This is a genomic window from Dictyoglomus thermophilum H-6-12, from assembly GCF_000020965.1.
GTDB classification, from domain to species: Bacteria; Dictyoglomota; Dictyoglomia; order Dictyoglomales; family Dictyoglomaceae; genus Dictyoglomus; species Dictyoglomus thermophilum.
This window is the reverse complement of record NC_011297.1, coordinates 1,096,758-1,110,150: the sequence shown is the minus strand read 5'-3', so window position 1 is coordinate 1,110,150 and position 13,393 is coordinate 1,096,758. Positions and strand designations below refer to the sequence as shown.

12 protein-coding genes and 1 other RNA gene are annotated in these 13,393 nt (G+C 32.7%); all 13 read left to right on the top strand.

The window, feature by feature from the left end:
• The first annotated feature begins 39 nt into the window (after positions 1 to 39).
• The 13 genes from rnpB to murB all read left to right on the top strand — a co-directional run bounded on the left by rnpB (position 40) and on the right by murB (position 13,273).
• Positions 40 to 395: RNase P RNA component class A (gene rnpB / locus DICTH_RS09760), an RNA gene on the top strand.
• Positions 396 to 560: 165 nt separating this feature from the next.
• Complete coding sequence (gene mraZ, locus DICTH_RS05515) at positions 561 to 1,001, top strand: division/cell wall cluster transcriptional repressor MraZ (protein ID WP_012547095.1); 441 nt, start codon at positions 561 to 563, stop codon at positions 999 to 1,001.
• Entirely contained in the window at positions 989 to 1,882 is an 894-nt protein-coding gene (gene rsmH, locus DICTH_RS05510; protein ID WP_012548650.1) for a 16S rRNA (cytosine(1402)-N(4))-methyltransferase RsmH, read from the top strand. Before mraZ ends, rsmH begins: the two co-directional genes overlap by 13 nt.
• Positions 1,879 to 2,184 carry a hypothetical protein gene (locus tag DICTH_RS05505; RefSeq protein WP_012547614.1) on the top strand — a complete coding sequence of 102 codons (306 nt, stop codon included), beginning with the start codon at positions 1,879 to 1,881 and terminating at the stop codon, positions 2,182 to 2,184. Before rsmH ends, DICTH_RS05505 begins: the two co-directional genes overlap by 4 nt.
• Before the next feature lie 11 nt (positions 2,185 to 2,195).
• The gene (locus DICTH_RS05500) at positions 2,196 to 3,746 is read left to right on the top strand and encodes a peptidoglycan D,D-transpeptidase FtsI family protein (protein ID WP_012548630.1); all 1,551 of its coding nucleotides are present in this window, start codon (positions 2,196 to 2,198) and stop codon (positions 3,744 to 3,746) included.
• Positions 3,743 to 5,218, top strand: coding sequence for a UDP-N-acetylmuramoyl-L-alanyl-D-glutamate--2,6-diaminopimelate ligase (locus DICTH_RS05495; protein ID WP_012547717.1), 1,476 nt, complete (start codon positions 3,743 to 3,745; stop codon positions 5,216 to 5,218). Before DICTH_RS05500 ends, DICTH_RS05495 begins: the two co-directional genes overlap by 4 nt.
• Positions 5,208 to 6,605: a UDP-N-acetylmuramoyl-tripeptide--D-alanyl-D-alanine ligase gene (locus DICTH_RS05490; RefSeq protein WP_012547953.1), complete on the top strand. Its 1,398-nt coding sequence runs from the start codon at positions 5,208 to 5,210 to the stop codon at positions 6,603 to 6,605. Before DICTH_RS05495 ends, DICTH_RS05490 begins: the two co-directional genes overlap by 11 nt.
• A complete protein-coding gene (gene mraY / locus DICTH_RS05485; RefSeq protein WP_012548103.1) occupies positions 6,583 to 7,503 on the top strand; it encodes a phospho-N-acetylmuramoyl-pentapeptide-transferase in 921 nt (306 codons plus the stop codon). Before DICTH_RS05490 ends, mraY begins: the two co-directional genes overlap by 23 nt.
• Positions 7,488 to 8,858, top strand: coding sequence for a UDP-N-acetylmuramoyl-L-alanine--D-glutamate ligase (gene murD, locus DICTH_RS05480; protein ID WP_012547007.1), 1,371 nt, complete (start codon positions 7,488 to 7,490; stop codon positions 8,856 to 8,858). The genes mraY and murD overlap by 16 nt, the downstream gene beginning before the upstream one ends.
• Positions 8,845 to 9,930, top strand: a complete 1,086-nt coding sequence (locus DICTH_RS05475; RefSeq protein WP_012548775.1) for an FtsW/RodA/SpoVE family cell cycle protein — start codon at positions 8,845 to 8,847, stop codon at positions 9,928 to 9,930. The genes murD and DICTH_RS05475 overlap by 14 nt, the downstream gene beginning before the upstream one ends.
• On the top strand, positions 9,927 to 11,009 hold the full coding sequence (locus DICTH_RS05470; protein WP_012547088.1) for a UDP-N-acetylglucosamine--N-acetylmuramyl-(pentapeptide) pyrophosphoryl-undecaprenol N-acetylglucosamine transferase: 1,083 nt from the start codon (positions 9,927 to 9,929) through the stop codon (positions 11,007 to 11,009). The genes DICTH_RS05475 and DICTH_RS05470 overlap by 4 nt, the downstream gene beginning before the upstream one ends.
• Position 11,010: 1 nt before the next feature.
• Complete coding sequence (gene murC / locus DICTH_RS05465; protein WP_012547911.1) at positions 11,011 to 12,405, top strand: UDP-N-acetylmuramate--L-alanine ligase; 1,395 nt, start codon at positions 11,011 to 11,013, stop codon at positions 12,403 to 12,405.
• On the top strand, positions 12,386 to 13,273 hold the full coding sequence (gene murB / locus DICTH_RS05460; RefSeq protein WP_012547126.1) for a UDP-N-acetylmuramate dehydrogenase: 888 nt from the start codon (positions 12,386 to 12,388) through the stop codon (positions 13,271 to 13,273). The genes murC and murB overlap by 20 nt, the downstream gene beginning before the upstream one ends.
• Positions 13,274 to 13,393: the final 120 nt, after the last annotated feature.

The following is a 13,393-nucleotide window of genomic DNA, read 5'->3' as shown; positions in this document are numbered from 1 at the left end:
TTTGAAGTTGTACCTTGGACCAAATTATACGAGGAGGAAGAAGTAGATCAGGCAACCGCGGAATCGAAAGATTCCGAGGAAAGTCCGAACACCACAGGGCAGGGTGCTGGGTAACACCCAGTCAGGGCGACCTGAAGGAAAGTGCCACAGAAAACAGACCGCCTAGGGTTCTTTACCCTGGGTAAGGGTGAAAAGGTGAGGTAAGAGCTCACCAGCAGGAAGGGTGACCTTCCTGGCTTGGCAAACCCCACCCGGTGCAAGGCCAAATAGGAGGGGTTGAGGTGGCCCGCCGACCCTCGGGTTGGCCGCTTGAGGCAAGAAGTAATTCTTGCCCTAGATAGATGGTTGCCGCCCCTATATGGGGAACAGAATTCGGCTTATGATCTGCTTCTTCCTCCTCTTTTTATTAAACAAAAATTAAACAAAAGTTAAATCAGCTTACCCCCTGTTATTTAAAACATAGATTAATCCTTAAAAAACTCGTTTTTTTATTTGTTAAGTATTGTGATATACTCGTGGTAAAAGGTGGTAAAAAGTGGTAAAAAGTGGGGGAAATTTAATTGTTTGTTGGGGAATATTATCATTCGCTTGATGAAAAGGGAAGGCTAATTATCCCTAATGATTTTAGACAGCTTTTAGGGGAGACCTTTTATCTTACCCGTGGTTTTGAAAGATGTCTAAATATTTATACTATTACAGACTGGAATAATTTTTCTCAGATAATCAGTAGCTTTTCACCTACAGACAATTTAATGAGAAAGCTTTGTAGATTCTGGTTTTCTGGATCTATTCAAGTTACCACTGATAAGTTAGGTAGAATTCTTATTCCATCTTTTTTAATTGAGTATGCAGAGCTCTCCAAAGAGGTAGTAATTATTGGTGCTGGTAAGCATATAGAAATTTGGGCAAAAGAAAAGTGGGAAGAGTTTAATAAAGAGGAGAACATTTTAGAGAATATGAATGAAATAAATTCTAAGGTGGCAGAGTTATGGAAGAAGTAGAAAGCATTCATAAACCGGTAATGTTAAAAGAAGTTATTCACTATTTAAATCTATCTCCAGGGAAGATAGTTGTAGATGCTACTCTGGGTCTTGGAGGACACAGTAGTGAGATTTTAAGAGAATTGAGAGGAGAAGGACTTCTTATAGGTATAGATAGAGATGAAGAAGTGCTTAAATTGGCAAGGGAGAGATTAAGTAAGATAGCAGGTAATTTTGTATTGTTCAATACAACCTATGATAATCTACAAAATATTTTAAAAGAATTGAATTTATCATTCATTGATGCAATCTTATTTGATCTTGGTTTTTCCTCTTTTCATATAGAAAAGAGTGGAAGAGGGTTCTCTTTTATGAGACCTGAAGAACCTTTGGATATGAGATATTCTAAAGATACTGCTCTAACTGCAGCAGATATATTAAATACTTTTAGCGAATCAGAACTTTCAAACCTCTTCTGGGAGTATGGAGAGGAACCTTTATCAAAAAAGCTTGCAAAGAAAATAGTTGAAAGGAGAAAAGATAAAAAGTTTGCATATGTTGGAGATCTTTTAGAAGTAATTGATGAGGTTATACCAAGAAGAAGAAGACACGAAGCCACAAAGGTATTTCAAGCCTTAAGAATTGCAGTAAATGATGAGTTGAATATCTTTAAAAGAGCTTTGGAACAGGTTCCTTTTATTTTGTCCATAGGAGGAAGAATTGTGGTAATAACTTATCATTCTTTGGAAGATAGGATTGTTAAAAATTTCTTTAAGTCTTATTCAGACAAAATTCTTCCCGTTAGTAAAAAGGTGATAAAGCCATCTATAGAAGAGATAAAGGAAAATAGAAGGGCAAGAAGTGCCAAATTAAGGGTGGGGGAAAGGAGGGAAAATTCTTGAAACAAGTTTTAGGTATTATTTTCTTTTTTCTTCTTTTTCTAAGTACAGTTTTATTAAATGTAAAAGTTTCAGCACTAAGAAATGAGATAAGGAAAGTTAGTAGTGAAATCGATATGTTGGAGAGAGAGAAAACCTATCTTGAGAATTATATACAATCTAACTTAGATCTCAAAAAGATAGAAAAGGAAGCTTTAAAGATGGGTCTAACTTATCCCAAAAATGTGGTAGAATTTAGAATTTATGATGGAAAGATATCAGAAATAAGTAAAGAAAAATATTATGCGTCAAGCTTAGAGAGATAGTAATGAACTGAATGAGCGTATTAAGATTAAGAATATTTTTTACGTTATGGATTTTGGTTTTGATTTTTATAGAGGGATTTATTATTTATTCTCAAGTTTTCGGATCTGAGAATAAACTCTTTTTGCGTCCGACTCTTGAGAGGGGGCTTATCTTGGATAGGAATGGTTATGAGCTGAGTTTTAATGTAAAGCGAAATTCTATTGCTGCAAATCCTTCTCTTTTTAATGCTTTAGAAAGAAATAAGATCGCAGATATATTGTCTAAGGGATTAAATTTATCTAAAAATGATATTCTAACTAAATTAAGTTCAAAAACAACCTTTGTTTGGATCAAAAGAATTCTTTCTGAAAGTGAGTATAACAAGGTAAAAAAATATATAGATGGAAAGAAAATTTTTGTAATAGAGGAAAATTATAGGTCCTATCCATTAAAGATTGGAACTTCCAATCTTTTAGGTTTTGTAGGAGTAGATTCTCAGGGATTATATGGATTAGAGGCTTTATTAGATAACTATTTAAACCAAGGAAAGAATGTTTATCTTACCATAGATAAAAATCTTCAAGAAATAGTTTCAATATATCTTAGGGATTACATTAGAGAATATGAGGCTAAAGGTGGATTTATAGGGATAATGGATCTTAATACAGGGGAAATCTTAGCTCTCTCTTCTTTACCTGATATAGATGTAAATGCAAGTTTATCAGATATAATAAAAAGTTCTCAAAATATTAGATCTCCTCTTTATTCTCTCTACGAGCCCGGATCTTTATTCAAAATTATTACTTCAGGTATTGCTATAGAAGAAAGAATAGTAAATCCTTTGGAAACTATTTATTGCGGTGGTGAGGAGATTACTAAAGAGGGATATAGAGTGAGGTGTACAGAACCTCACGGAATAGTAAACTTAGAGAACGCATTTGTTAAATCTTGTAACATATATTTTTATCATCTTGCCCAAAAAATTCCTTTCTCGGTTTGGAATAAGTACTTTGGATTAATGGAAATTAATAATCCTATTCCTATGGATATTAAATTTATGGATAAGGATTCGATAGTTCCAGACATTGAAAGAAGTATAGTAAATAGGGGAACAATTGGTTTTGGACATGGTCTTGCTATAAATCCTATAAAAATGCTTTGGGTTTTTAGTGTTTTTGCTAATGAAGGGAGTTTGTTAAAGCCAAGATTGATAAAGGGCATAGGAGAGAATATGGAAGATTCTAAAAAGGAGGTATTAAGGCAAGTATTTTCTAAAGAAACTTCAGAAGAGGTATTAAAGTTAATGACAGAGGTAATTAAAAAGGGTACAGCTAAGAGGCTCTCTAATTTAAAATACTATATTGCAGGTAAAACTGGTACTGCTCAGGTCTCTACAGCAAAAGGTTATTTAGATGTATATAATCATTTTTTCATAGGTTATCTCTTTTTAGAGGATAAAAAATATAGTATTCTAATTATGTTAGAAGAGCCCAAGAGAGGTAGATTTGCGGCAGAGACAGTGGTGCCACTTTTTGGAGAGATAGTTAAAAGACTGGCAATATATGGGAGGATGATAAATTGAAGAAACTGAAAGAAATAGTTGAATACATAAAAGACCATGTTATTGAAGTTATTGGTGATGTTGATTTAAATATTACGGGTATAGCTACAGATTCAAGAAAAGTTAGAAAGGGCAATATCTTCTTTGCTCTTCCAGGGACAAAAGATGATGGAAAGAATTATATAAGTGATGCTATCTCAAAAGGAGCAAGTGCAGTATTTCTTGAGGGAGAAGTTAATAATATTTATGGTGTACCTTTAGTAAGAGTAAGAGAAATATTGGATGTGCTTAGTAAGGTTTCTTCTTATTTTTATGATTTTCCCTCTAAATATCTAAATATCATTGGAGTTACAGGTACTAACGGAAAAACTACTACTACAAACCTGTTATATCATTATTGGAAAAGTAAAGGTATAAGGTCTGGTTTAATTGGTACTATTGAGTATAAAATAGATGATGAGTCTTATCCTTCCAATTTTACCACTCCTCAACCTCAGGACCTTCAAGAAATTTTAAGGAAGATGGTAGATAGAGAAGTTAAGTTTTTAGCCATGGAGATTTCTTCTCATGCATTGGCTTTGAAAAGAGTCGATGGGATATCCTTAAAGGGAGCAGTGTTTACTAACTTGACTCAAGATCATCTTGATTTTCATAAGACTATGGAAGAATATTTTCAGGCAAAGTTAAAAATTTTTAATTACTTGGAGGATGGAGGATTTGCAGTAATAAATAGAGACAATGAATGGACAGGAAGAATTTCTCTTCCAAATAGAAGAGTTTTCTGGGTATCTCTTAAAAATGGAGATCTATATTTAAAAAAGCATGAAAATACTAATAATGGAATGCTTCTTGAGATAGGTACTCCTTTAGGTGATCTGATAATTGATACAAAATTAAAGGGAAAGTTCAATATATATAACATTCTTTTTGCAGTAGGCGTACTTATTGGATTAGGAGAGCCTTTAGAGGATATTTCTAAATTTCTTTCTACTTTTAAAGGTGTAAAGGGAAGACTTGAGCTTATAAGAGAAGGACAGAATTTTGATGTGATTGTAGATTATGCTCATACTCCTGATGGGCTTTTTAACGTTTTACAGACTGTTAAAGAATTTACAAAAGGTAGAGTTATAGTGGTTTTTGGTTGTGGAGGAGATAGAGATCCTACAAAGAGAGACAAAATGGGGGAGATATCCGCAAGGCTTGCAGATATAGTCATAGTTACTTCTGATAATCCAAGAACGGAGGATCCTTTAAAAATTATAAGGCAGATTGAAGAGGGTATAAGGAGAGTAGGAAGATCGGATTACTTTGTGATTGAAAATAGAGAAGAAGCAATAAAGAAGGCTATTGAGATAGCTGGAGAAGGAGATTCAGTATTAATAGCGGGTAAGGGACATGAGGATTATCAAATAATTGGGAACACAAAGATTCCTTTTAGTGATCAAGAAGTAGCCAAGAAATATATTCTAGAGAGGTTAAAAAATGAGTCTTAATTTAACTGTAGAAGATATATTAAAGGCTACTAAAGGAATTTTAATAAAAGGAAATTTTAAAGATAAGGTAGATTCTATAAGTACTGATAGCCGTAATATTAAAAAGGATGACGTTTTTATTGCATTGAAGGGAGAGAAGTTTGATGGACATGAGTTTGTGAAAGACGCCATATTAAAGGGAGCAAAGGGAGTAATAGTAAGTAGAGATGTTAATTTAGAAGATAAGGCTTTTATAATAAAGGTTCAAGATACTTTAAAGGCCTTGCAGGATATTGCTAACTATTACTTAAAAACATTAAACGCTAAAGTTATTGGGATTACTGGCAGTTCTGGAAAGACTACTACTAAGAACTTAGTTGGTAGACTTTTGAAGTTAATTGGTAAAGTTTATGTAAGTAAGGAGAATTTTAATAACGAAATTGGAGTTCCCTTAAGCATCTTAGAGGCAGAAAAAGATGTGGATTTTTTAGTGTTGGAAATGGCTATGAGAGGTAAAGGTGAAATAAGCTTGCTTAGTAAAATTGCAGAACCCGATATTGGAGTGATAACTAATATTGGGTGGGCTCATATAGGTAGATTGGGGTCAAGAGAAGCTATTATGGAGGCAAAGGCAGAAATTTTTGATTATATAAAAGAGGATGGTATCGCAATTTTAAATAGAGATGATTCTTTTTCTATGAAAATTTATGAAAGACTGCATATCAAGAAATATACTTTTGGTTTTGAAGAGGGAAGCGATCTTAGAGGATTGATTTTGGACAAAGGTAAAGAAAGTTACACTTTAGGATTATATTTTCCTGATGGGAAAAGATTGACTCTTTCTCTTCCTGTTTATCCTCTTAACATATATAGGAATCTTCTTTCTGCTTTGTTGGTTTTGTGGAGTATTTCTCCAGAAAGTATCTATAGAGTAAAAGAAGATTTTGATTTTACTTTACCAAAACAGAGACTTGATGTTAAAAGAAATAAGGATGGTTTGGTGATTATTGATGATACTTATAATGCTAATCCTGACTCTATGAAGACTGCTATAGAGTATCTTGAACTTTTAGATGTTCCGGGGAGAAAAGTAGCACTTCTTGGTGATATGCTTGAGCTTGGAAATTATAGTATTGAAGGGCACAAAGAGGTGATAGAGGAAGTTTTAAAGAGAAATATTGATGTGATTGTACTTTACGGACAAGAGATGAAAAAAGCGTTAGATGAATTTGAAAAAATTGATTGGTCGAAGGTTCACTGGTCTGATAATCCAGAAGAAATAAAGAGCATATTAAGAAGGAGTCTACAACCAAAAGATACTGTTCTTATAAAAGGTTCTAGAGCGATGCGCATGGAAGACTTTGTTAAGTTTTTGGAGGATGAGTATGATTGCTCTGTTAAGTATTAATTTTGTTGCATTTTTTGTGTTTTTGTTAATTCTTAAGTATTGGATAAATTTTCAAAGAAATAAGGGTATTGGCAAATATATTAGAAAAGAGGGACCTTCATCTCATTTTCAGAAATCAGGAACTCCTGTTATGGGGGGTATAGTATTCATATTGGCTGTTTTTCCCTTTTTATTTTTTAAAGAGACATTTTTTATTTCTCTTTCCACGATTTTGTTTGGTTTATTGGGACTCGTTGATGATTTAAAACTTATGGAAAATAAAGATTATGGTATAAGACCTCTAAGGAAAATCTTTCTTTCTTTTATAATAACTTTGATTCTATATGTTTTTTCTCCTCATGACTATAAAATTTATTGGGGGTCACATCTTATTATAGATTCAAGTATTTTATACATTTTTCTCTTCTTTATAATTCTTATTGCAGTTCCTAATGCTATAAATCTTACTGATGGGCTTGATGGCCTTGCAGGAGGCACCTCTCTGGTAACTCTTATATTTCTTCTTGTTTACAGTTTTCATTTTAAAAAAATTGCTCTTGAAATTTCTTTAATGATTACTGCTTTGTTGGCCTTTTTATGGTTTAATTCTCATCCTGCAGAGATATTTATGGGTGATGTAGGGGCTTTTGCTTTGGGAGGATTTATTGCTTCTCTCTCTGTGGTTAATAAAGTGGAACTCTTGCTTATATTCCTAAGTGGTATATTCTTGATTGAGTCATTATCTGTTTTCATTCAGGTTTTCTTTTATAAATGGAAGAAGAAAAGAATTTTTTTAATGAGTCCTATTCATCATCACTTTGAGCTTAAAGGATGGAAAGAGACTAAAATTGTCTGGCGATTTTATATTATTCATTTATTGATTATTATAGGAGGATTGGTTCTATGGTATTGGAGCTAAAAGGGAAAAAAGTATTAGTCCTTGGGCTTGGAGAAAGTGGAATAAGTACTGCAAAATTTCTTAAGGATGAAGGGGTAAAAGTTATAGTAAATGACTATAAAGAAGAGGAACATTTTAAGAACTTAATAAATTACTTTAAGGAGAATGATATATCATATATATTTGGAGGACATCCTACGGAAATATTAAGTGATGTGGATCTCATTGTGATAAGCCCAGGTATACCTAAGACAAATCCTATTTATATCGAGGCAAAAAGAAGAGGTATTAAAGTTATAAGCGAGATTGAACTTGCCTATTGGTATTCTGAAGTTCCCATAATAGCTGTAACTGGAACTAAAGGAAAATCTACAACTACTACTTTAATTGGAGAAGTCTTAAAAAACGCTAATATACCTAACATAGTTGCTGGAAATATTGGTCTACCTTTTGTCAGTGTAGTAAAAAACTTGAAAGAGGGGTACTTTGTGCTTGAAATTAGTAGTTTTCAGCTTGAGGACATTGAGGAATTTAGGCCTTTTATATCTTTATTTATTAATATTTATCCTGACCATTTAGACAGATATTCAAATATGGATGAGTATATCTTGGCAAAAGCACGTATATTTATGAATCAGAAAAAAGAAGATTATGCGATTTTAAATCATGATCAAGAGGAAATTGTTAAATTAGCTAAGCACTATGAAGTTAGAAAATTATTCTTTGGATTTAATAAACATGAGGAAGAAGGTTTATTCTATGAAGAAGATAAAAATAAAATATTTTACAATCTTTCTGATAGAAGGGGATTTTTAAATATTCCAAAGGGTATTTGGAATAGGATATTGGTAAACAATTTCATGGCTTCCGCATTAGTTGGACTATTATTAGGAGTGAGGGAAGAGGTTATTGAAAAAACGGGAGAGGAGTTTCAAGGTATTCCTTTTGCCCTTCAGAAAATTGGAGAAATTAATGGAAGGATTTTTGTTAACGATTCAAAGGCAACAAATCCCATATCCACAATTTCGGCTATTAAGAGCATAAATTCTCCTATATTGCTTATTCTTGGGGGAAGAAATAAGAATTTTGATTTTCAAGAGCTTTTTGAAAATATAAAGAAAACTACAGTTAAGGCTCTGATATTAATAGGCGAGACTAAAGAGGTTATGAAAAATCTTTCTGAAGAATATGATATTCCTTACGTACTTTCTGATTCTTTAGAAAGTGCTGTAAAGAAGGCCTATGAGATGTCACAACCTGGAGATGTGATATTGCTGTCTCCTGCCTGTGCTAGTTTTGATATGTTTAGAAATTATAAAGAAAGAGGTAAAGTTTTTAATGAGGTTTTTGAGAGATTAAAACATGAAAAGATATGATAGATTAATATTTATTTTAGCACTTATTCTATCATTACTTAGTCTTCCCATTATCCATACGGCAAGTTGGAAATGGGCAAGTATGATTTTAAATAATCCTTCTTACTTTTTCCAACATCAACTCATTTATTTACCTCTTGCTATTGGGATTTCTTTCATCATAAGTGGTTTTCCTTTAGCATTTTGGCGTAAAAATTCTCTTTTGCTTTTAATTATCTCTATTTTCCTTCTTACTTTAGTATTTGTACCACCTTTTGGAAAGGTTTCAAGGAATGTTGCAAGATGGATTGAGATAGGTCCTATTCAGATTCAGCCTGTGGAAGTTTTAAGATTTTCCTGGATAATATTTCTGGCAAGTTTCTTGTCTTCAAATAGTGAAAAGAACAAGATTGAAGATGTGAGATTTTTTTGGATTATTCTATTTCTTTTTGTTATATCTGTAATTCTTTACTTCCAACCTAATATGAGTATGGTGGTTCTCTTTTTTATTTCTACTTTTGTTATACTTTTTATTTCAAAAATGGATATAAAGCAAACTTTAATAATGTTGTTGATAATATTTTTGATATTCGCTTTTGGAGCATTAACAGGTGAATATAGAAAAGAGAGGTTAGTTTTTAACAAGGGAATTCCTTTTTTTAAAACTTTCCAACAAGAACAGGCTTTAAAGGCCATAAAGGATGGAGGATTTTTTGGTAAAGGATGGGGGAGAGGGTTATTGAAATTTTATATTCCTGAAGCTTATAATGATTTTTTATTTCCAGTAATATTTGAGGAAGGAGGCTTAATGGCAGGTACAGTGATCTTGATATTATATTTTCTCCTTATGTTAAGTGTTTTTAACCTATCTTTAAAGGCTGTAAAAATCGATACCTTTTATGGACTTTTAAGCATGGGTATATTAGTTTATTGGTGTGTTGAAATATCATTAAATATATTGATGAATTTAGGTTTTTTACCCGTGATGGGATTACCGCTACCTTTTTTAAGTTTTGGAGGATCTTCGATGATGATTAATTGGGCACAAGTTGGACTTCTTATGAAAATTGCAATTTCGGGTGATAAAAAATGATCAGTATTTTGTTTGTAGCTGGTGGCACTGGAGGACATGTAATTCCTGCTTTAAATATGGCTGATTATATAGCTCAAAAAGCTCCTCATTGGAAAATAAGTTTTGTGGGGAGAAAAGATAGTTTTGAGGAAGGCTTGATAAGAGGTAAATACGATTTTTACGGCTTGAATATTTCAAGAAGCTCCGATGTTAAAAAGCTAAGTTACTATTTAAGTATAAGTGATGCTATAAAGATATTAAATGAGGTTAAACCTGATATTTTAGTGGTTTTTGGTAGTTATATAACAGTGCCTGTAATTATTGCCTCTATTGTTAAAAAATATCCCTTCTTTTTGCATGAACAAAATGTTGTTCCAGGGAGAGTAACAAAACTTTTTTATGAGTTTTCAGAAGGAGTTGCTATCTCCTTTCCTGAAACAAGGGAGTATTTTAGAGATAAAAGTAAAGTTTACCTTACTGGAAACTTTGTAAAAACTGAGTTATTGACAATGGATAAGGCGAGTTGTAAAAAGGAATTAGGTTTTGATGAGAATCGGAAATTGCTTCTCATAACTGGAGGAAGTCAGGGGGCAATGAAAATAAATTATGAGGTTAAAAAAATTATACCCTATTTATTAGATAAGGGATGGCAAATTTTACATCAGATAGGGGAAAAAAATTATGTAAGGTACATAGAAGAGATACCTATAGAGGAATGGATCCAAAAAGGATATAATCCAGTTCCTTTTATTAGAAATATGGAGCTTGCGATATGTGGTGCTGATTTTGCTATAAGTCGAGCAGGTGCTACTACGATTTCTCAATTTCTGATAGCTGGACTTCCAGCCATATACATACCTTATCCATATGCAAAGGACAATCATCAAAAATATAACGCTGAATTGGTGGTTAAAGTAGGGGGTGGGGAGCTACTTTTGGAAGATCAGTTAAGTTCTCAGAAATTATTACATTTATTAGATAAATGGAATGATGAAAAAAGACTTGCTGAGGCTTCTGAAGCATGTAAAAAGATCTCTATTGCCACAGGAAGAGAAAATTTTTGGAATCTTCTTTTAGAAAAATTAGAAGGGAGGAATTAGATTGCTAAATGGTAAGAGAATCCATTTTATTGGAGTTGCGGGTACTGGGATGAGTGCTTTGGCGTATATATGTGCAGAAAAGGGATACGAAGTATCTGGTTCTGATATCCAAGAGAACATTTCTACCATAAGACTCAAGTCAAAAGGAGTCAAAATTTATAGAGGACATAGTCCTGAACATATAAATGATGTAGATGTAGTAGTAGTATCTTCAGCAATTCCTCCCGATAACGAAGAGTATGTATATGCTAAGAGTAAGAATATTCCCATATTACATAGAAGTGATCTTCTGGCAGAATTAACTAAAGAAAAAAAGTCCATAATTGTTGGGGGAGCTCATGGTAAAACTACAACCACATCTATGATAGCTTTAGTCTTGGAGAATAATAAAACAGATCCAACAATAATAGTAGGAGGAGAGCTTGAAGATATAGGGGGAAATGCAAAACTTGGAAGTGGAGAATATTTGGTAGCTGAGGGTGATGAAAGTGATGGATCTATTTTAAAATTAAATCCTTATATTTTAGTAGTAACTAATATAGATAACGATCATCTTGACTATTATGAGAACATAGAAAATATTAAAAGCACTTTCTTAAAAGTGATTGAAAAGGTGCCTGAAGACGGGTATGTGCTTTTGAATTTAGATTGTAAAAATATAAGGGATATAATTGGCAAAATAAAGGATAAAAAATACTACACCTATGGTTTTTCTAATGCTGATTTTACAGCAGATAATATAGTCTTAAACTCATCAGGCTCGGAGTTTGATGTTTATTTTAGAAATGTAAAATTGGGTAGAGTGAAATTAAAGGTTCCTGGAAGGCATAATATATTAAACTCTCTTTCTGCTATTGGCATATCTTATATTCTAGGATTAGATTTTGAGCAAACCATTAAAGCTCTTGAGAAATTTCATGGGGTTCAAAGAAGAATTCAGTTTAAAGGTGTGATTGAAAATGATGTTTTAGTCTTTGATGATTATGGCCATCATCCTACCGAAATATTAGCTACGTTGGAAACCTTACGACTTTACAACAGAAGACTAGTGGTAGTCTTTCAGCCTCATAGATATACAAGAACATATTTTTTGAGTAAAGAGATTGCCGATGCTCTATCTTTAAGCGATGTGGTTATATTAATGGAGATTTATTCTGCAGGAGAAAAGCCTATTCCTGGGGTTAGTAGTAGGAATATTTATGACGAGATAAAAAAGAAGTATCCTGAGCTTGAAATATATCTTGTGAATGACATTGTTGAGGCAGCCACAAAAGTAAAAAGTGTTTTGAGAGATGGTGATCTGCTACTTACTCTTGGGGCTGGTAATGTATGGAAAGTAGGAGAAGCTTTACTGGCTCAAGGCAAAAAAGATGTTAATGTGGAATATTCTCAATAGATATAATTTTAAGTCTAAAATTTATAGAGATGTTGATTTATCCTCCTATACTTCCTTTAAAATAGGGGGAAAAGCGGACTTATTTATCGTACCTTATTCTTGGGAAGAACTTATTTTTATTATTCAAACTCTTAAGGAACACAATTTTCCAATAAGGATCATGGGACAAGGTACTAACATTCTTGTTCCCGATGAGGGAATAAGGGGAGCAGTTATTAAGTTAAATCAAAAACTCGGAAAAATTGAGGTAATTGATAGTGAGCATGTGGAAGTAGAATCTGGATGTTTAATTTCTACTTTACTTTCTTTTGTGCTTGAGAAGAACATGGGGGGACTTGAGTTCATGATAGGTATTCCTGGGACCTTAGGAGGAGCGGTAATGGGAAATGCTGGAGCTTTCAGAAGATCAGTAGGCGAGTTTGTGGAAGGAGTATACGTGATAGATGAGAATTTAGAAGAGAGATTTTTGGACAAAAAAGAACTTACTTTTAATTATAGAAGCTCAAACATTCCTAGAAATTGGATTCTGAAAAAGATAATCTTAAAATTGGAAAGAAAAGCTAAAGAAAGTGCTTTAAAAGAGATCAAATTTTTTATCCAAGAAAGAAACAAAAAACTTCCAAAATATCCCTCAGCTGGTAGTGTGTTTAAGAATTCAAAAGAAGGGCCTGCGGCATATTTTATTGATAGTTTAGGTTTTAAGGGTTTTAGGATTGGTGATGCTATGGTTTCTCATGAGCATGCAAACATAATAGTCAATCTCGGAAGGGCAAGAAGTAGGGATGTATTAAATATTATTGATATTGTAAAAACTAAGGTAAAGGAGGTTTATGGAATAGATTTAGAGCCAGAAATTATCTTTTGGTAGCATGAGAAAGTTTTCATTTCTTTTTATTATTTTTTTGTTTTTCTTAATAATTTTATCTTCAACTTGGATTTTTTATGTAAGTTTAGATAAAAGGAATAGTGATTTGTTGAATAAAATGGT

Coding starts and splice junctions, on each gene's coding strand:
- rsmH (WP_012548650.1), top strand. CDS start 989: ATGGAAGAAGTAGAAAGCATTCATAAACCGGTAATGTTAAAAGAAGTT.
- DICTH_RS05500 (WP_012548630.1), top strand. CDS start 2,196: ATGAGCGTATTAAGATTAAGAATATTTTTTACGTTATGGATTTTGGTT.
- DICTH_RS05490 (WP_012547953.1), top strand. CDS start 5,208: ATGAGTCTTAATTTAACTGTAGAAGATATATTAAAGGCTACTAAAGGA.
- mraY (WP_012548103.1), top strand. CDS start 6,583: ATGATTGCTCTGTTAAGTATTAATTTTGTTGCATTTTTTGTGTTTTTG.
- murD (WP_012547007.1), top strand. CDS start 7,488: ATGGTATTGGAGCTAAAAGGGAAAAAAGTATTAGTCCTTGGGCTTGGA.
- DICTH_RS05475 (WP_012548775.1), top strand. CDS start 8,845: ATGAAAAGATATGATAGATTAATATTTATTTTAGCACTTATTCTATCA.
- DICTH_RS05470 (WP_012547088.1), top strand. CDS start 9,927: ATGATCAGTATTTTGTTTGTAGCTGGTGGCACTGGAGGACATGTAATT.
- murB (WP_012547126.1), top strand. CDS start 12,386: ATGTGGAATATTCTCAATAGATATAATTTTAAGTCTAAAATTTATAGA.